The organism is Actinomadura decatromicini (genome assembly GCF_008121305.1).
In the GTDB taxonomy this organism is placed as follows: domain Bacteria; phylum Actinomycetota; class Actinomycetes; order Streptosporangiales; family Streptosporangiaceae; genus Spirillospora; species Spirillospora syzygii.
In genome coordinates, this window is the sequence record NZ_VSRQ01000004.1 from 315,269 (window position 1) to 333,615 (window position 18,347).

Here is an 18,347-nt window from a genome sequence, read left to right on the forward strand (position 1 = left end):
CTGCGGTCATGGCGCCACCCTAGCCGCGGGGCACGGTCATCTCGATCTCGGTGCCCTCGCCCTCCGCGGACGTGATCGAGACCGTCCCGCCGAGGTCGCGGACCCGGCCGCGGATGGACTGGGCGACGCCGAGCCGCCCGCCCGCCGCGGCCTCGTCGAGGCGCCCGGCGGGGATGCCGGGGCCGTCGTCGCGGACGCTCACCGTCACCTCGCCGGGGCCGTCCTCCAGCAGGACCCAGGCGCGGGCGCCGGGGCCGCAGTGCCGGCGGACGTTGTCCAGCGCCGCCGCGACCGCCGCCGCCACCTCCCGCGCGGCGTGCGCGGGCAGCCGGACGTCCGTCGCGGGCGTGGACACCGTGACGGACGGCGACCCGTGCGCGGTCAGCAGCGGACGCAGGTCGACCTCCCCGCCCGTTTTCCCACCCGCCTCCCGGACCGGGCTCGCGCCGATCAGGGACCGCAGCGCCGCCTCCTGCTCGCCCGCCAGCCGTCCGAGCTCGGCCGCCTCGCCGCCGAGCTCCCCGCCGCGCCGCCGCACCATCGCCAGCACCTGGAGCACCGAGTCGTGGATGCCGCGGGCGAGCCGCTCCCGCTCCCGCGTCGCCGACTCCAGCTCGACGGCCCGCGCGAGCCGCGCCTCCGCCTCCAGGGCCAGCCGGACGACGTGCCCCACCACGAGGCCCGCGAAGACCAGCAGGACGATGCCGTTGAACGTCCGCGAGCCCATCCCGCCCGTCGTCCCGGCGAGCGCGTGGACCAGCAGGTTCGCGGCGGCGAGGACCAGCGCGGCGAGCACGCCGACCCGGCGTCCGCCCGCCACCGCCCACGCCAGCACCGGAGCCGCCACCCACGACACCGGCAGCGTCGGACGTCCCGCCTGGATGTTCTGTACCGACTCCACCCACGCGGTCGCGAGCAGGCACCCGGCCGCCACCGCCAGATCGGCGGCCAGCAGTGGCCAGCCCCGCCGGTCCCACCTCCGCCGCCCCGGGTCGGCGTAGGCGTGGACGGCGTACGCCGTCCACGCGGCCATGGCGCCGAGCACCGCCCAGCCCGCCGCCGGGTGGGCATAGCCGCCGAAGTTCATGGCGATCACCACGGCCGCGTACCCCAGCGCCAGGACGCGGTAGACCGCCACGGCCCGCCACAGCGCCGCCTCCAGCCCCAGCCCCGGCTCGCCGCCGTTCATCCCCGCCCGCTCAACTCGGCCCGCTCAACTCGGTCGCTAGCCGCGGTCGCTGAGGCCGCCGTCGTCGTCGTCCGGCACGACGGTCCTCCCGCCCAGCTCCGCCTTCACCTCGGCGGCGTACCGGTCGACGTACTCCTGCCCGGACAGCTCCCGGATCGCCTGCATGATCTCGTCGGTGATCTGCCGCAGGACGTCCCGGTCGTCCTCCCGGCCGTAGTAGCGGGAGAAGTCCATCGGCTCGCCGAACCGCACCCCGGGGCGCACCCCGAGCCGCGGCAGGGTCCGGCCGGGCGGCATCAGCCGGTGCGTGTTGATCATCGCCATCGGGATCACCGGGACCCGCGACTTCAGCGCCAGCCGCGCCACCCCCGTCTTGCCCCGGTACAGCCGCTCGTCGGGGGCGCGGGTGCCCTCGGGGTAGATGCCGAGCAGCTTGCCCTCCGCGAGGATGCGCAGCCCCGTCTGCAGCGCGGCCTCGGAGGCGGAGCCGCCGGTCCGGTCCACCGGCACGACGCCGACCCCGGTGAAGAAGCCCTTGCTGATCAGCCCCTTCAGCCCCTTGCCGGTGAAGTACTCGCCCTTGCCGATGAAGAAGATCGGGCGCATCAGCGGCAGCGGCCCGAAGAAGTGGTCCGCGAACGACAGGTGGTTGCTGACGAGCAGTGCCGGGCCCCGCTTCGGGACGTTCCGGATCCCCCGGTTCCGCGGCCACCATCCCAGGTAGAGGATGGGCGAGAGGACGACCCTGAGCAGGATCCAGAACCAGAGCATGCGGGGACCTTCCTCGGGCCGGGCGCCTCCGGGGCGCGCGTCCGGCCCCTGGCAGACGGGATGATGGGACATCCTCCCACTCCGCGTCCCGCCCTTCTACCGGCCGGTACGCGGGCGTCGCCGGGTCCCGGGAATGAACGTAGGGTTTGATGCGTCAATCTCAATCGGGTGCGCCGCGGGGCTTGTCCCGGGCCGCGCAGCGAATACCGTGGGACACACGTTTCAGGGTGTCCGGACGGGCCGCCGCGGGCGGCGCGGCCGGACGCACATGTCGATGGGGAGCGGAGGCCGTCATGCCGAGGCTGTCGGTCACGCCGGAGTGCCCGAAGGAGCCGGCCCCGTGAATCGCCGTGGCAATGGACTGTCAGCGGACGCCTACGCCCCACTCGTCGACCTCGCCCCGCACCTCGCCGACGCGATGCTCGCGGCACTGGGCGAGGCCGGGGTGGCGGCGTACGCGTCCTCGCCGTCCGACCTCGCCGAACTGGCCGAGCTCGCCGAGCCCGCCGGGGAGCAGCTCGCCGGCGACCTGCTCGACCGGCTCTACGTCGACGTCGAGATGAAGCCCGCCGCCGAGGGCATCCTGCGCGCCCACCTCGCCCGGCTGCGCGACGCGTCCGCCCGCGGCTCGGACGAGCCGTCCGAGCGCCCCGAGGCCGACGTCGACGTCGCCGGGCCCCGCGACGCCGAGGGCGGCGCCGCCCCCGCCAAGGACGCGGGCGACGTCGCCGAGCGCGACGAGGACGCCATCTGGGCCGAGATCGTCGCGGGCTTCGACTCCACCCCCGACGGCGACGACGTCCCCTGGCCGGACGAGGAGAACGTCCGCGAGCCCGCCGAGCCGCCCCGGGAGGGCGACGACCGCACCGGCCGCCTCCCCCGCGCCCGCGTCATCAAGGCCGCCGAGCCCCCGGACTTCCCGCCGGACGCCGACGACGACGCCCACTACGTCCCACCGCCTCCCCCGCCGCTGCCGAGCGCCGACCCGCTGACCAAGGGCGCCTGGATCGCCCTCATCGGCGGCCCGCTCTACCTCCTCGTCACCGTCGTCCTCGACTGGGAGGTCCCCGGCTGGGCCGCCTTCCTCGCCGTCGCCGCCTTCATCGGCGGCTTCGTCACCCTCGTCCTCCGCATGGGCGACGAACCCCGAGACCCCGACGACGGAGCCGTTGTCTAGGAAAGCTCCAGGTCCGCCAGTAGGGGGCGGTGGTCGGTGGCCTCTGGGTAGAGGGCCGTCAGGGCTTCGTCGGTCGTGGGGACGCCGCAGCCGTTGATCCGGACTTCCGGGTCGGTGAAGACGGCGTCTATGCGGCGGGTCGGATCGCGGGACGAGAAGGTCGGTTCTTCGCCGGACGGCGCGGTCGCGTAGGCGTCCTGGAAACGGTCGGTGAGGAGCGTCCAGGACGGGCCGCCCGGCTCCTCGTTGACATCGCCTGCCAGGATCACCGGGGCGCGGTGGCGGGCGCGGGCGCGGTCCAGGTGGGCGAGGATCTCGCGGACGTGGCGCAGCCGGGGCCCGTCCCGCAGGTCCAGGTGCGTGCTGGCGGCGATCAAACGGGCGCCGTCCACTTCCAGGACGGCGATCGCCAGGGCGCGGCGGTGCAGGTCCGGGTCCGGGGTGAGCAGGTGGAACTCGCGGGCCACGCGGCGGACGCGCGGCGCGGCGAGGACGGCGAGCCCGCAGGCCCGCCGTCCCGCCGCGACGCCCATGTCCGAGTCGCGGGCCAGGCGGCGGCGCTTCAACCACCAGGCGCCGAAGCGCGGGACCTCCTGGAGGCACATGACGTCCGGGGCGAGCCCGCGGACGACCCGCGCCAGCGCGACCGGGTCGTCGCGCAGCGACCGGATGTTGTAGCTGAGCAGGCGGAGCGCGGCCATGGTCGGGCGGGCCCCGTTCAGACGGTGACGTCCTCGCGGGAGCGGGCGCGGGCCAGGTCGGCGGCGCCGACGATGCCCGCGGCCGAGCCCAGCTCGGCGATGCGGATGTCCGGCAGCGGGCGGTGGCCGCGGCCGGTCAGCGCGTCCTCGAACGCGGCGCGTATCGGGTCGAGGAGGAGGTCGCCCGCGTCGGAGAGGCCGCCGCCGATGATGAACGCGCCCGGGTCGAGGATCGCGCTGAGGTCGGCGAGCCCCTGGCCCGCCCAGTGCGCGATGGTGCGGAAGCACTCCAGCGCGGCCTTGTCGCCCTCGCGGGCCGCCTGCGACACCTCGGGGCCGCTGATGCCCTCCGGGCGGCCGTCGCCGAGTTCGAGGAGGCGACCGGCCATCGCGGGCGCGACCCGGGCGAGGTCGCGGGCCTCGTGGACGAGGGCGTTGCCGCTGGCGTACTGCTCCCAGCAGCCGCGGTTGCCGCAGCCGCAGCGGCGGCCGTCCGGGACGACCCGGAAGTGCCCCATCTCGGCGCCGATGCCGAAGCGGCCCCGGTACAGCTCGCCGTTGATGATGATGCCGCCGCCGATGCCGGTGCCGAGCGCGACCAGGACGAGGAAGTTCTCGCCGCGTCCCGCGCCGAACCTGGCCTCGCCCCACGCGGTGGCGTTGCCGTCGTTCTCGACGACGACGGGCAGCCCGACCAGGCTCTCCACCTTCTCCTTGATCGGCTCCTCCCGCCAGGCGAGGTTCGGCGCGAACAGGACGGTGGAGCGGGACTCGTCGACGAAGCCGGCGGTGCCGAGCCCGACCGCCGTCACCTCCTCGAACTTGCCCTTGAGAAGGTCGACGACCTCGGCGATGGTCTCGGCGGTCTCCTTGGGGTTCGTCGACGGAGTCGGCCGGCGGACCTTCTCCAGGATGGTCCCCCGGTGGTCGACGACCCCGGCGGCGACCTTCGTGCCGCCCACATCAACGCCGATGGTCAGGGCCATGTACGCTTCCTCCTCCTCGCGCGCCCCGGATGGAGCCCGTACCGCACTACCCGATGTCGATGGGTCCGCCGCCGGTGGCGGCGGACCACGGCTCGCCCGTCTCGGGACGTCCCGACCGCTCGGACGTACCCGCCCGTGCGCTCTCCGACGCCTCCGCGGGGCCGTCCCGGCCGCCCGGGGAGGGGCGGTCGAACGCCGCCGCCACGTCCAGCGCGGCGGCGAGCAGCGACCGCCCGGCGTCCCGCAGGTGCCCGGCGGCGTCGCGCCACGGGTCGGCGCCCGGGTCCTCGGCGGTGTCCGGGCCGCCGCCGACCCGCTTGATCAGCGCGTCGACCAGTCTGGCGGCCTCGGTGAGGACGTCGCCCGGATGCTCGTTCATGGGTCCATCTTCCATCCGTCGTCGGCGTGAACGGTATCGCCTCCGTGACGTGCTCAGCTTTCGACGTGGCGCTTGAGGCCCTTGAGCGCGGAGTCGATGATGCGCTTCTCACCCTTGCGCTTGACCATGCCGATCAAGGGGATGCGGACGTCGACCGCGAGCTCGTAGGTCACCTCGGTCGCGCCGTCCTCCTCGGCGAGGCTGTAGGAGCCGCGCAGGCCGGTGACGACCGAGCCGGGCTCGACCAGCGTCCAGGTGACGCGGTCGTCGTCCTCCCAGGCGTACGCGAGGCCGACGGTGTCGCTGAACGGGCCGCCGTCGAAGGTGAGGCGGGCGCGGGACGCGCGGCCGTCGGCGCCGGTCTCCTGGACGGCGAACCCGCGGATCCCGCTCGCCCACCGCGGGTACTCCTCCAGGTCGGCGATCACCGCCATGATCTCGGCCTTGCCGGCCTTGATCGTGATGGAGGAGCTGGTGCGGTCGGCCATCTGCGTCTCCCTCCGGGTCGCTGGGCCCTCCCGGGCCCGTCTGGTAGAGCAAAGTATCTTTCACACCGTGAGGACGTACGGCACGCCGCGAGCCCGGAAGTGCCCGACGTTCACGCATTCGGTCCGGCCGATACGCGTCCGGGCGGCGAGGGGCTGGTGGACGTGCCCGAACAGCGCGTAGCGCGGCTGCGTCCGGCGGATCGCGTCGAGGATCGCCTCGCTGCCCCGCTCGAACCGGCGCGCCACCGTGTCGTACAGCAGCTCCGGGACGGCGGGCGGGATGTGGCTGCACAGCACGTCCACGGCGCCGACTGCCTCGACCTTGGCGGCGTAGGCGTCGTCGTCCAGCTCGTAGGGGGTGCGGTACTCGGTGCGCAGGCCGCCGCCGACGAACCCGAACCGCAGGCCGCCGATCTCGGCGGTCTCGCCGTCGAGGACGCGGTGCCCGGCCCGCAGGTGCGGCGCCCACATGCGCGGGACGTCGACGTTCCCGTACGTGAGGTAGGCCGGGGACGGCATCGCCGCGAACAGCTCGGCGTACTGCCGGTCGACGGCGCGCTCGATGTGCGGCCACGGCTCGCCGTCGAGCGACGCCCACAGGCCGCGGGAGAACTCGCGGGCCTCGGCGAAGCGCTTCGCCGTGCGCAGCGCGATGAACCGGTCGGCGTTCTCCTGCCCGAACAGCTCGGCGAAGATCCCCTGCCCGTGGTCCTGGTAGTCGACGAAGAGGATCAGGTCGCCGAGGCAGACGAGCGCGTCGGCGCCGTCCGCGGCGCGCGCCAGCGCGTCCGCGCGGCCGTGCACGTCGCTCACCACATGGATCCTCATGAACCGACTCTAATGGCGCGGTTCGCCCGTGTTGACGGACGGGTCCGCACCGTATGTCCGCACTATGTCCGCGCTATGTCCACACCGCGTCCGCGCCGGGCGCGGGTCAGCCCGCGGCGGCCGACACCAGGGCTCGCCACTCCCCCACCAGGGCGGGGTCGACCGGAGCGTCCCAGGCGCCGTCCGGGCGGACGGCGGTGCCGACGTGGAACGCGGTGACGCCCGCGGCGGCGAGGGCCGCGACGTGCTTGCGGCGCAGCCCGCCCCCGGCCATGATCATCCCGGCCGCGTCCGGATCGTCGGCGGCGCGCCGGACGAGGACGTCTATCCCCGCGTCCACGCCGCGCGGGGACCCGGCGGTGAGCACGGTGTCGAGCGCGCCGCCGAGGCCGCGGACGACGTCCCAGGCATGCGCCGGGTCGGTGGCGTGGTCGATCGCGCGGTGGAACGTCCAGGGCAGCGGCGCGGCGTCGGCGGCGAGCTTGCCGGTGGCGCCCGCGTCGACGTGCCCGGACGGGTCGAGGAAGCCGAGGACGAACCCGTCCGCGCCCTGCTCGGCGAGGCCCGCCGCGGCGAGCCGGAGCCGGTCGAGCTCGCGGCCGGACGTGCGGAACCCGGCGTTGGCGCGCAGCATCACCCGCATCGGCAGCGTGGTGACGGCGCGGATCGCGGCGACGACGTCGGGGTCGGGGGTCAGCCCGTCCGCGGCCATGTCGGCGACGACCTCGATCCGGTCGGCGCCGCCGTCCTGCGCGGCGCGCGCGTCGTCGGCGGTCAGCGCGATCACTTCGAGCAGCGACACGGTTGCTCCCCCCGGAACCCATGGCCGGTGTGCGTCCCGCCCAGCGTAGACGGCCCGGCCGGGCTACCCGTGGGTATCATTCGACTTCGGAGAAGGCGCCGACGCCGCCGCCGCCTTCCCGCCGCCCCGTACGCCGACAACAGGAGCAGGCAGTGCGCGAGTTCAGCGTCCCCGCGATGGTGCAGGTCCCCGACTCCGCCACCCTGACCGACACGCCCTTCGACCGGGCGGCGAAGGAGCCCGGCACGATCGTCGCGCGCCGCCGGAGCGGGGACGCCTGGCGCGCCGTCACCGCCGCCGAGTTCGCGGCGGAGGCGTCCGGCATCGCGAAGGGCCTCGTCGCGGCGGGGATCGAGCCGGGCGACCGGGTCGCGCTGCTCTCCCGGACCCGCTACGAGTGGACGATCCTCGACTACGCGGTCTGGACGGCCGGCGCGGTCTCCGTGCCGATCTACGAGACGTCGTCCGCCGAGCAGATCGAGTGGATCGCGGGCGATTCCGGCGCGAAGGCCGTGTTCGCCGAGACCGACGCGCACGTCGCGCTGGTGGAGGAGGTCCGCGGCCGGCTGCCCGGCCTCGCGCACGTGTGGTGCATCGACGCGGGCGGCGTCGACGAGGTCGTCGCGCTCGGCGCGGAGGTCGGCGACGGGGTCGTCGAGGACCGCTGCCGCTCCCGCGCGGCCGCCGACGTCGCCACGCTCGTCTACACGTCCGGGACGACCGGGCGCCCGAAGGGCTGCGAGATCACCCACGGGAACCTCGTCTCGACGGCCCGCAACGCGGTGCGCGGCGCGATCGCGGAGGTCGCCGTCGACGGCAGCTCCACGCTGCTGTTCCTGCCGCTGGCGCACGTGTTCGCGCGGCTGATCCAGGTCGCGACGGTCGAGGGCGGGATCGTCCTCGGGCACAGCGACGTCCCGAATCTGCTGCCCGACCTCGCCTCGTTCCGGCCGACGTTCCTGCTGGCCGTCCCGCGCGTGTTCGAGAAGGTCTACAACGGCGCCGAGCAGAAGGCCGCCGCCGAGGGCAAGGAGAAGATCTTCAAGGCGGCGGCGGAGACGGCGATCGCCTACAGCCGGGCGCTCCAGGCGGGGCGTCCCGGCCTGGCGCTCAAGGCGAAGCACAAGCTGTTCGACGCGCTCGTCTACGGCAAGCTGCGGGCGGCGGTCGGCGGGAACGTGAAGTACGCGGTGTCGGGGGGCGCGGCGCTCGGCGAGCGGCTCGGGCACTTCTTCCGCGGCGTCGGCATCACGATCCTGGAAGGCTACGGCCTCACCGAGACGACCGCCCCGGCCAGCGTCAACCGGCCCACCGCAATCAAGATCGGGACGGTCGGCCGGCCCATCCCCGGCGTGGACGTCCGCATCGCCGACGACGGGGAGGTCCTCGTCCGCGGCGTCAACGTCATGCGCGGCTACTGGAACAACGAGGACGCCACCAAGGAGGCCTTGGAGGACGGCTGGTTCCACACCGGCGACCTCGGCTCCCTCGACGCGGACGGCTTCCTCAAGATCACCGGCCGGAAGAAGGAGATCCTCGTGACCGCGGCGGGCAAGAACGTCGCGCCCGCCCCGCTGGAGGACAGGCTCCGCGCCCACCCCCTGGTCAGCCAGTGCGTCGTGGTCGGGGACGGCCGCAAGTTCGTCGGCGCGCTCGTCACGCTCGACGAGGAGGCGCTCGGCCCGTGGAAGGAGCGGCACGGCAAGCCCGCGTCGATGACGGTGGACGAGCTGCGCGCCGACCCCGACGTGATCGCCGAGATCGACGGCGCGGTCGCGGCGGCCAACAGGTCCGTCAGCCACGCCGAGGCGATCAAGAAGTACGCGGTCCTCGGCGTCGACTTCACCGAGGAGGCCGGGCACCTCACGCCGAGCCTCAAGGTCAAGCGCAACGTCGTCATGAAGGACTTCGCCGCGGACATCGAGGGCCTCTACACCTCGTAGCCCCCCTGCAGCCCCCGGTGCGGCCCCCGGTCAGGCGCCGAGGGCGGGACGGAGCGCGGCGACCGCGTCCTCGATCCGGGTCGGGCCGTTCAGCAGGTCGAGCGTCCGGCGGCGGACGTCGTCCGCGTCGAGCAGCGCCACGATCACCGCCGCCACGTCGTCGCGGGTCACCACGTCGTGCCCGACGGGCGGCTCCGCGAGCGTGACGAGCCCGGTGGGCGGGTCGTCGGTGAGCCGCCCGGGGCGCAGGATCAGCCAGTCGAGCGCGTCGCGGCGGCGCAGGTCGTCCTCGGCCTCGCCCTTGGCGCGCAGGTAGGCGGCCCAGACGTCGTCGCGGCCCGGCGCGGGCGCCTCGCCCGCGCCCATCGCGGAGATCTGCACGAAGCCGCGCACCCCGGCCCGCTCGGCGGCGTCGGCCATCAGCACCGACGCGCCGCGGTCGACGGTGTCCTTGCGGGCCGCGCCGCTGCCGGGGCCCGCGCCCGCGGCGAACACGACCGCGTCCGCGCCGGTCGCGTGCTCGGCGACCTCGCCGGCGTCCGCCGCCTCCAGGTCGCACACGACCGGGACGGCGCCCGCGTCCCGCACGTCCCCCGCGTGGGCGGGGTTGCGGACGATGCTCCGCACCGCGTCCCCGCGCGCCGCCAGCAGCCTGGAGAGCCGTAGCGCGATCTTGCCGTGCCCGCCCGCGATCACGATGTCCATACCGCGATCGTACGGACCCGGGCGGCCCCGGGTCGCGTCGACGCGGCCGGTGCGGGCGCCGTCCTGTCCAGCGGCGCCCGCCCCGGCCGCGCACACCGGGTCGCCCCCGGACGGCCCGGGACCTCCGGACGCCCTCAGCGGCGGCGTCCGGAGTTGATCGCGGTGACGGCCTGCCGCATCAGCCGCTGGCCCATCACGTTGATGAAGTCTCCGTGGTCGGTCACCGGGTCGTGCCCCTGCTCGGGGAACGAGTCGAGCGCGAACGCCAGCGCCCGCGCGGGCACCCGGTAGCTGAGCGTCATCCGCAGCTGCGGGATGGCGACGGTGCCCTGCGGGCACTGGCCGGTCCGCTTGTCGGCGAAGGAGACGTGCGTGCGGTGGTTGGCGCTGTCGGTGTTCTGGCCGTCCCAGCAGCCCGCGAAGTTCAGCACGCGCAGCACCTGGCTGCCGCGCGGGCAGAGCGGGTACTTGTCGGTGAAGCCCCGGCTCTGGAACCCGCTGCACGACCACAGCGCGTTCGCGTTCGTCAGCCCGTTCGTCGCCGACTTCGCGTCGCCCGTCGCCATCCGCAGGAACTGCGGCATCGCCCGCACCTTGCCGCGCGCGTTCCCGAGGAACTGGAGCTTCACCGACGACGGCTCGACGACGCTGCCGACGTTCCCGTCGATCCTGCTCTGCCCGGCGCGCTCGGAGTCGTCCTGGCCCGAGCGCAGCCGCAGCACCGGCCAGAAGTACGCCGACTTGTCGCCGTTGGCGCAGGTCGTCCCGGCGGCGGTGAGGGTCTCGTCGGTCGAGAACGCGTCGGTGTCGAGGTTGCCGACGTAGTCGTGGATGTGGTGCGCGCCGTTCACGACGCCGGGCGCGGCGACGACGTTGTCCGGGTTGCTGTGCGCCTGTCCCTCGTTCGTCCCGCAGTTGACGGAGAACACGCCGGTCGACCCGCCCCGGGAGGCGCGCGGCGTCTGCACGCGCGGGGCCCGCCGGATGTCGACGAACTGGTCGCGGCGCGGCCCCTGCTTCACCTGGCTCTGCGGAGGAGGCGGCGAGCCGCCCGTCCGCCCGCCGCCGCCGGGGTCCTGCGGCGGCGCGGACGGGTCCGCCGACGGATCGGCGGGCGGATTGGCCGACGGGTCCGCCGACGGGTCGGCGGACGGGTCGGCCGACGGGTCGGCGGGCGGCTCCGCGGACGGGTCGGCCGTCGGCCGCCCGTGTCCCTGGACCGTCCGGCCCTGCTGCGCGACCGCGGTCCCGGCCGCCGCCTGGCTCACCGCCGTGGCGAGGGCGACCGCCGGGATGAGCGCGGCGAATACCTTTTTCTTATGTCCCATGGAAAGGTGCTCCCTTTTGCGGGGTGGGAAATACGTCAGTGCAGGGCACTCCTGGGCACCAGGCCCGTGCTCTCCAGCAGCGACATATGCGTGTTGACGAATTTGAGGCACCGCTCGGCGAACGCGCGGATCTCGGTGTTCTCGCTCTGCGCGCGGACCTTCGCGATGACCGTGAAGACCTGCCCGTGCGCGGCGCGCAGCCGCAGCACGAACGTCTTGTCGAAATCGATCCCGTATTTGCCGGACATCTCGCGCAGCCAGCTCTTCTGGCTCCCGTTCGGCTCGCTCGGGAGAAGGACGCCGAGCCGCTGCGCGGTGGCGCGGGTGTCGGCGTCCAGTTGCAGGTGCTGCTGGTTGATGATCTCGCCGACCTCCCGCACGCGGGGCGTCGCGGCCCGCTGCTGTGCCTGCTGGCCTGCGGGCATCTCCCACAGGCCGGCCTGCCGCACCTTGACGAGCAACTGCCGGTCCAGGGTGCTCAGCGGTCCCCAGCGGGTGTGCACGGTGCCGCCGAGGTTGTTCGCCGCGCTGCTCGCCGGCACGCCGTTCGGGTTCATGACGACCGCGAACGCCGCCGCGACGGCGGCCGCCGCGAGCACCACCAAGACCACGCGCCCCCGGCCGACGCGCCGCCGCGGGCGCGTTTCGGCGATTCCGTAGGATTTCCTCAAGAGAATCTCTTCCTCCTTCCGAGGATCTCTCGACGGACACGGCGCGGGTTCGGCGTCCAATACGCACCGCGCCGGTCCCGGGGTTCAATCTCCCCGCACCTTTTTTCAGATTCCTCCGACGACGCGCAGCGCCAAGGCCGGGCACATCGCGACGGCCTTCTGCACGTCCTTCTCCATCCACGCCGGAACGTCCGTGCCGAGCACCACGGGAAACCCGTGCCGGTCGAGCTGGATCAGCTCGGGCACGAGGTAGGCGCACAGCCCGTGCCCGTCGCAGCGGCTCCAGTCGATCGCGACCCGCACCTCCGTGCCGTCCGGCACCGGCAGCGGCAGCACCCCGTAGGTCGACAGGCCGCAGCCGCCGCCCCAGCGGTGCGCGTCGATGTCCGCGCCGAACGCCTCCATCGCCGACAGGACGAACCGGGCCGTCCCGTCCGGGTGGGTGCAGGCGCCCCGGCCGCGTCCGACGCCCGCGGCGCGGCGGACGTCCTCGACCGTCCCGGCTCCCTCGGTGAGCGCGTTCAGCGACCGGACGACGTCGGGCAGCCCGAGCCGGCACGGCCCGCACTGCCCGGCGGACTGCGCGGCCATGTACGCGGCGATCCGCGTGACCTCGCCGAGCGGGCAGGTGCCCCGGGTGAGCGGCAGGATGATGCCCGCGCCGACCGTTCCGCCGACGCGGCGCATCCCCGCGCGCGACAGGACGGCGCGCGACACCCCGCCCGCGTCGAGCCACATCCCGTGGTAGCCGCCGACGAGGACGCTGGGCGACGGGTCGGCCCCGCACCGGTCGAGGACGGCGGGCAGCGGCGTGCCGAGCGGCGCCTCCACGACCTGCGTGCCGCCGACGGTGAGCAGCGTGGTGCCGGGCTCGTCCTCGGTCCCGGCCGACGCGTACAGGTCGGGGCCGAGCGACACCAGCACGGCGAGCTGCGCGAACGTCTCGGTGTTGGACAGCAGCGTCGGGCAGCCGTCCACCCCGGACTCGGACGCGCGGACCTTCACCCCCGGCGGGATCGGCGTCTCCCCGTTGATCGCGCGGACCACCGCGCCGCTCTCCCCGGAGATGAACCGCTCGGTCAGCCGGACGATCCGGGCGGGCATCCGCCGCTCGCTGATCGCCGCGCGGACCGAGCGGGCGGCCTCGTCGTCCTCGACCGCGACCACGATCCGCTGCGTGCCGAGCGCGGACGCCGCGATCTGCGCCCCGTCGAGGACGAGGTGCGGCGCCCGGCCGAGCAGCACCTTGTCCTTGGCGCTGCCGGGCTCGCCCTCGGCGCCGTTCACCACGACGACGACGTCCTCGGCGGAGCCGCGCGAGTCGCTCTTCTCGCCGGGCAGCAGCGGCGGCGGGTCGGTCGTCGGGTACTTCACCCGCGCCGCCACGGCCATCAGCTTGCGGGCGAACGGGAACCCGGCGCCGCCGCGCCCGCGCAGGTCGACCTGCTCCGCCATGCGGACGAGGTCGTCCAGGTCGGGGGCGCGGAGCCGGCCGTGCACGGCGAGGTGCCGGTCGAGGTCCAGCCGGTCGAACCGGTCGAACCCGAGCGTCAGCCGGGGCCCGCCGATCCCGGAGACCGTGACGGCCCGGCTCATCGCAGCACCTCGGTGTCACCGCCGCCCGTCAGGGGCGTCCCGCGCGGATCGGAGACCGTGCCGCGCGGGTCGGCGAAGTCGCCCGCCGCGCGGGCGCGGGCCATCGCGGCGGCGCGTCCCTCCTCGTGGTCGCGGGCGGCCATGGCGCGCCGGTCCCGGGCGCGGCCCGCGCCGTCCGGGCGGCCGTACGCGCCGAACTCCTCGCCCAGGACCCGCACGTCCCGCGGCTTGACCACCACGATCAGCCGGGTGATCAGCGCGAGCACGACGAACACCACGCTCATCACGTAGGAGAGCACGACCCACGGCGCGGCGGGCCGCCCGGTGATCAGCCCGTGCACGATCGCCATCGGCCACGCGGCGTAGGCGAGGACGTGCGTCGACCGCCACACCCACGCCTTGCCGCGGAACGCGAACCGCGCCCGCAGCATCCCGGTGACCACGACGAGCAGCAGCAGGTCCGCGGCGACCGTGCCGATCCCGATCGGCCCCGCCGACGGGACGACGGCCTGCGCGGGCACCGCGAGCCCGGCCATGACCTTCACCGTCACGTGCGCGACCAGCATCGCCGTCGCGACCACGGCGGACGCCCGGTGCAGCGCCTGCGCGAGCACCCGGTGCCGGATCTTCAGGATCAGCCGATCGGTCGCCAGCAGCCCGCTCATCACGGCGGTCGTGTAGGCGACGAGCGCGAACACGCCCGCGTAGAAGTTGAGGAAGTACTGCACGTTCGCGACCGCGACGGCGCCCTGCGGGGTCGCCGAACCGGCCAGCACCAGCACGGCGCCGACGAGCACCACGCGCAGCACCCAGCCGGGCACCGCGGGATCATCACTGTTGCGGATACGCACCGCTCTGGCTCCTCTTCTAGTTGGCGCCGGTCGCCGGGTCGGCGGCCGGTCCCGCGCCGCCCTTCGGCTCGGCGCCGGGGGACGGCGGGGACGGCGGCGGGTCGTCCTCGGCCGGGGGGACCGGTCCGAGGTTGGCGAGCAGCGCCCCCGGCAGCACCTGGAGGACGCCGCGCTCGGCGAACCCGAGGAGGGGCTTCGCCCGCTCCCGGAACGTCCAGCCGCCGAGTCGCGCGCCGTCCAGGGGGACCGAGCCGAGCGCGCGGCGCACGCCGAACGCGACGTCGGCGTCGGGCGCGGCGGCCCCGCCGCAGGGCCGGTCGGTGCCGGTGCGGCCGAGCGGCGCGCCCTGCTTCACGACGGCGCCGTCGCCGGGCTTCGGCCCGGTCCGAAGGTGGTAGTAGGTGGTGGCGACGCCGCTCGGGTGGATCACGACGGCCATGGCGCGTCCGGCGGAGTCGGCGCAGAACCGATAGAGGTGTCCGGCGCCCGCGGCGAGGACGCGGCCGTCGCCGCCCGCGAACGCCAGCGACCCGAGCGGGCGCGCGGACTCGGCGTCGTCGGCGGTCGTCATCGACCACGAGTCGCCGACCTTCCACGGCAGCATCAGCCTGTCGCCGCTCCGCGTCCCGTTGACGAGTGCGGTGGCCTGCTGCGCGGTGAGCGCGGCGTACCGGCGCAGGGTCTGCGTCTCGGCCGCGGGCATGACGCCGGACGGGGCCGTCCTGAGCAGGCCGTCGAAGACGCGGGCGCCGGAGAGGCCGACCTGCCACTCGCGTCCCGTCCAGCGGGCCGCGTAGAAGGCGACCTCGGGGTTCGCGGTGCTCGCGTCGGGCACGGGGATCGCGGTCGTCCCGAGCACCCAGGTCTTGTCCGCGCTCATGTGGGTGGCGCCGACGACCGGCGCGGCGGTGGGCGCCGCGCCGTACGCCTGCCGGGCGGCGGTGCCGCGCTGCGCCAGCGTCAGCTCGCGGACCCGCGCGGCGAGGACCTTCAGGTCGGGCGCGGCGGGCGTCGCGGGCGTCCCGTTCTGCCCGGGGCGCGGCGACTGCCGGGGCTGCTGCGCCGGGACGCCGCCGCGCTGCGCCGGGGGGATCGCGCGCTGGGAGCCGACCGTGTCGGACGCGCCGCCGACCGGGCCGCCGTCCAGCAGCGCGCGTTCGGCGATGCCGAGCAGGGCCAGGCCGACGGCGGTGGACAGCACGATCGCGCCGACCCCCATCCGGTCGGCGGGCCGCTTCCCGCGCCGCGGCCTCGCCTTCGGGCCGGGACGCGCGGTCGCCGTCCGGCGGCCCGGCCGTCCCGGGGCGGGCTGGGCGGAGCGGGTCCGCCGCTCCTCCGTCCGGCGTGCCGGCCGCTGCCGGGACCGGCCGCGCTGGGGGAACTCGCGGGAACGGTCCGGCCGGGCGCCCGCGCCGGCGGTGCGCGCGTCGAACGCGGCGGCGGGCCGCGCCTTGGGCGCGGGCGGGGCGGGAGGCGGTGGGGGTGTTCGGGCGTCGAACCGCCGGGTCTCGGCGTCGCGGCCGGACGGCGGGCGGTTGCGCGCCCCGAACCGGTCGTCGCGGGCGTCCGGCTGCCCGCCCGGCGCCGGAGCGCCGGGCGTCGGGCCGGGCCAGGGTGTGCGCGGCCGGTCCTCGTTACGCGCCTGCCGGACGCGCCTGCGCTGCTCGTGCCGTTTGATGTCGCGCCGGGACGGCTCGCGGCGCGCCGACCTGCGGCCGCGCTCGGACCAGTCCGGCTGCTCGGACCACCAGGACCCCTCGGGCCACTGCGGCTCCTCCGACCGCGGCCCCCGCGGGGGCTCGGGTCTCGACGAGGGGCGCGCGGGCGTCTCCGCCCACGGTGAAGCATGCGTGTTCCGCCGGGACGCATGCCCGAAATCGCGTCGCGCCATGCCCTCTCCTGTGGAGGAGGCGGAGGGCTCGGCGAACGCCGGTAGGCTCCGGGCCGCCCGGCTCGTCGCCTGGCGGCCGTCCCGCTGAGACATCGGGGGCGGCGGCTCGGGAGCCCGCTCGCTCCCACCGCTTTCCCCAGGGCGGATTCCGGGGAACCCGCCCGATCACTCCGGGAGCATACGCCCCCGGAGCCACTCGGGTGCCGGTTGGAGCGAAAAACCGTGTGGACGCCGTCCCGCGGCCGTTCGGCCCTCATCAGCGGTACGCGCGGGCGCCACGGCGGGTTCACCGACCCGGGCGGCGAATTCCGGCCGGGTCGGCGGAGGGGCGGGTCGGCGGAGGGGCGGGTCAGCGCAGGGCGGTCAGGAAGCGGGCGGCGAGCGGCGCGGCGACCTTCGGGCCGGAGCCGCCCGTCTCGACGAAGACCGCGAAGGCGAGGCCGGCGCGGTAGCCGATGAACCAGGCGTGCGGGGGCCCGCTCGCGATCTCGGCCGTGCCGGTCTTGCCGGACGTCCCGGCCGGGAGCCCCGCGCCCGCCGCCGTGCCGCCGGTGACGACCGCCCGCATCATCGCGCGGAGCGCGGCCGTCCCCGGCACCGGGCGCGGCGCGGGCACCGCTCCCCCGCCCTCGCGGACGAGGTCCGGCGGCAGCAGCCGGGGCGGGCGCCACGAGCCGTCCGCCACGGCGGCGGCGACCGACGCCATCAGCAGCGGGCTCGCGAGGACGCGGCCCTGCCCGATCGCCGCCTCCGCCAGCTCCGCACCACTGCGCGGCTCGGGGAAGCCGCCGTCCGCGGCGTCGGCGCCGGGCGTGATCCGCGTGCCGAACCCGAAGCGGCGCGCGGACGCCGCGAGCTTCGCCGGGCCGAGCCGCTCGACCGCGAGCTGCGCGAACGTGGTGTTGCAGGACGCGGCGAACGCGTCACGCAGGGTCGTCCGGCCGAGCGCATGGCCCTCGTCGTTGCGGATCGTGCGCTGCGCCGTGACCGTCGAGGCGGGGCAGTCGGCGCCCGTCCCGGCGTCCGCGCCGTCCGCGACGAGCGCGCCCGCCGTCACCACCTTGAACGTCGAGCCGGGCGGGTAGCCGCCGACGAAGGCGCCGAGCCCGCCGAGGCCGTCCGCCACCGCGGCGACCTCGCCGCTGGACGGCCGGACGGCCACGATCGCCGCCCGTCCCGGCGCGGCCTCCAGCGCCTTCTCCGCCGCCGCCTGCACCCGCCGGTCCAGCGTCGTCCGGACCCTGCGGCCCTTCACCGTCCCGAACAGCTTCACGCGCTGCGGCGGGCCGCCGTCGTCGCGCAGGACGACCGCCGGGACGATCCGCTCCTCCTCGTCGCCCAGCCGGGACGCGATCCCGGCCAGGTAGGGGGCGAGCGGGCCCTCGTTCGCGAGGGGGCGCCCGGCGCGGTCGGCCAGGGTCACGGCGGGGACGCGCACCTGGCCCACCGTCCACTGGCCGCCGCCCTTCAGCCCCGGGTAGAGCGTCGCGGGCGTCCACAGGACGCGCCACCGCCCGTCGACCCGGCCGAGGCGCAGGTCCGAGGCGAACGTCCAGGTCCCGTGTCCGGCGAGCGACCGGCTGACGGTGAACGCCGCGTGCGCGGCGTCCGGCCCCGACCGGACGACCGGGCGCGGGTCCAGCGCGATCGACGTGACCGCCAGCCCGATCGACAGCGCCCGGTGCTGCGCGGCGAAGTCGGCGGGCGGGTCGGCGGCGAGGCCCCGCATCCGGTCCAGGTCGCCGTCGCTCCACGCCGCGAAGTAGCGCGCCGCGACGCGCTCCGCCGTGTCGTGGTCGCGCCGCCGCCGTAACGCCCAGCCCGCGACGACGCCCGCCGTCACCACCACCGCCAGCACGACGGCCAGCATCTTCACACCCCGAGACCGCACTCGCCCGCCTCCGCTCGTACGCCGCCGCCCGCCCGTCCGGATGTTGATCATCTCAGTGCCCGAACGTTCCACGCATGCGCCGGAAGCCCGATTTCGTGGCCGAACCTGGAAGGCGGGGGCCGTCGCCCCGCACCCGGACCGGGCCTCGCT

General features: G+C 75.5%; 17 protein-coding genes. 2 read left to right on the forward strand and 15 right to left on the reverse strand.

All coding sequences use genetic code 11. The annotated features are described in order from the left end of the window. Nucleotides 1–19: 19 nt before the first annotated feature. Together macS and FXF68_RS19930 are read right to left on the reverse strand one after the other, a co-directional pair. A complete protein-coding gene (macS, locus tag FXF68_RS19925) occupies nucleotides 20–1,189 on the reverse strand; it encodes a MacS family sensor histidine kinase (protein ID WP_148761414.1) in 1,170 nt (389 codons plus the stop codon). 36 nt (nucleotides 1,190–1,225) lie between these two features. Continuing rightward, nucleotides 1,226–1,960, reverse strand: coding sequence for a lysophospholipid acyltransferase family protein (locus FXF68_RS19930; RefSeq protein ID WP_148761416.1), 735 nt, complete (start codon nucleotides 1,958–1,960; stop codon nucleotides 1,226–1,228). Between the two features lie 340 nt (nucleotides 1,961–2,300). Here FXF68_RS19930 and FXF68_RS19935 point away from each other — a divergent pair, with 340 nt between their 5' ends. Continuing rightward, complete coding sequence (locus FXF68_RS19935; protein ID WP_148761418.1) at nucleotides 2,301–3,137, forward strand: hypothetical protein; 837 nt, start codon at nucleotides 2,301–2,303, stop codon at nucleotides 3,135–3,137. Here FXF68_RS19935 and FXF68_RS19940 read toward each other — a convergent pair. The 6 genes from FXF68_RS19940 to FXF68_RS19965 form a co-directional block, all read right to left on the reverse strand. Beyond that, entirely contained in the window at nucleotides 3,134–3,838 is a 705-nt protein-coding gene (locus tag FXF68_RS19940; RefSeq protein WP_148761420.1) for an endonuclease/exonuclease/phosphatase family protein, read from the reverse strand. The two genes, FXF68_RS19935 and FXF68_RS19940, sit on opposite strands and share 4 nt — an antisense overlap. A 17-nt stretch (nucleotides 3,839–3,855) precedes the next feature. Next, on the reverse strand, nucleotides 3,856–4,824 hold the full coding sequence (locus FXF68_RS19945; RefSeq protein WP_148761422.1) for an ROK family glucokinase: 969 nt from the start codon (nucleotides 4,822–4,824) through the stop codon (nucleotides 3,856–3,858). 46 nt (nucleotides 4,825–4,870) lie between these two features. Continuing rightward, complete coding sequence (locus tag FXF68_RS19950) at nucleotides 4,871–5,203, reverse strand: hypothetical protein (protein WP_148761424.1); 333 nt, start codon at nucleotides 5,201–5,203, stop codon at nucleotides 4,871–4,873. A 53-nt stretch (nucleotides 5,204–5,256) separates the two neighbouring features. Continuing rightward, complete coding sequence (locus FXF68_RS19955) at nucleotides 5,257–5,691, reverse strand: SRPBCC family protein (protein ID WP_148761426.1); 435 nt, start codon at nucleotides 5,689–5,691, stop codon at nucleotides 5,257–5,259. A 60-nt stretch (nucleotides 5,692–5,751) separates the two neighbouring features. Beyond that, nucleotides 5,752–6,519, reverse strand: a complete 768-nt coding sequence (locus FXF68_RS19960) for a metallophosphoesterase family protein (protein WP_148761428.1) — start codon at nucleotides 6,517–6,519, stop codon at nucleotides 5,752–5,754. A gap of 106 nt (nucleotides 6,520–6,625) precedes the next feature. Then, a complete protein-coding gene (locus FXF68_RS19965; protein WP_148761430.1) occupies nucleotides 6,626–7,321 on the reverse strand; it encodes a copper homeostasis protein CutC in 696 nt (231 codons plus the stop codon). 152 nt (nucleotides 7,322–7,473) lie between these two features. On the opposite strand from FXF68_RS19965, the gene FXF68_RS19970 reads away from it, so the two are divergent. Then, entirely contained in the window at nucleotides 7,474–9,264 is a 1,791-nt protein-coding gene (locus FXF68_RS19970; protein ID WP_148761432.1) for an AMP-dependent synthetase/ligase, read from the forward strand. A 30-nt stretch (nucleotides 9,265–9,294) separates the two neighbouring features. Here FXF68_RS19970 and FXF68_RS19975 read toward each other — a convergent pair whose 3' ends face one another. The 7 genes from FXF68_RS19975 to FXF68_RS20005 form a co-directional block, all read right to left on the reverse strand. Then, nucleotides 9,295–9,969, reverse strand: a complete 675-nt coding sequence (locus FXF68_RS19975) for an NAD(P)H-binding protein (protein ID WP_148761434.1) — start codon at nucleotides 9,967–9,969, stop codon at nucleotides 9,295–9,297. 134 nt (nucleotides 9,970–10,103) lie between these two features. Then, a complete protein-coding gene (locus tag FXF68_RS19980; protein WP_148761436.1) occupies nucleotides 10,104–11,297 on the reverse strand; it encodes a DUF1996 domain-containing protein in 1,194 nt (397 codons plus the stop codon). A 35-nt stretch (nucleotides 11,298–11,332) separates the two neighbouring features. Continuing rightward, the gene (locus FXF68_RS19985) at nucleotides 11,333–11,968 is read right to left on the reverse strand and encodes a DUF4142 domain-containing protein (RefSeq protein ID WP_246178814.1); all 636 of its coding nucleotides are present in this window, start codon (nucleotides 11,966–11,968) and stop codon (nucleotides 11,333–11,335) included. A gap of 105 nt (nucleotides 11,969–12,073) precedes the next feature. Continuing rightward, nucleotides 12,074–13,564 carry an NADH-quinone oxidoreductase subunit NuoF family protein gene (locus tag FXF68_RS19990; RefSeq protein WP_148761438.1) on the reverse strand — a complete coding sequence of 497 codons (1,491 nt, stop codon included), beginning with the start codon at nucleotides 13,562–13,564 and terminating at the stop codon, nucleotides 12,074–12,076. Then, nucleotides 13,561–14,415 carry a ferric reductase-like transmembrane domain-containing protein gene (locus FXF68_RS19995; RefSeq protein ID WP_148761440.1) on the reverse strand — a complete coding sequence of 285 codons (855 nt, stop codon included), beginning with the start codon at nucleotides 14,413–14,415 and terminating at the stop codon, nucleotides 13,561–13,563. Before FXF68_RS19995 ends, FXF68_RS19990 begins: the two co-directional genes overlap by 4 nt. Before the next feature lie 16 nt (nucleotides 14,416–14,431). Next, nucleotides 14,432–16,306, reverse strand: a complete 1,875-nt coding sequence (locus FXF68_RS20000) for a hypothetical protein (protein WP_148761442.1) — start codon at nucleotides 16,304–16,306, stop codon at nucleotides 14,432–14,434. A 349-nt stretch (nucleotides 16,307–16,655) separates the two neighbouring features. Beyond that, nucleotides 16,656–18,197, reverse strand: a complete 1,542-nt coding sequence (locus FXF68_RS20005) for a penicillin-binding transpeptidase domain-containing protein (RefSeq protein ID WP_187438017.1) — start codon at nucleotides 18,195–18,197, stop codon at nucleotides 16,656–16,658. Between the last annotated feature and the right edge of the window lie 150 nt (nucleotides 18,198–18,347).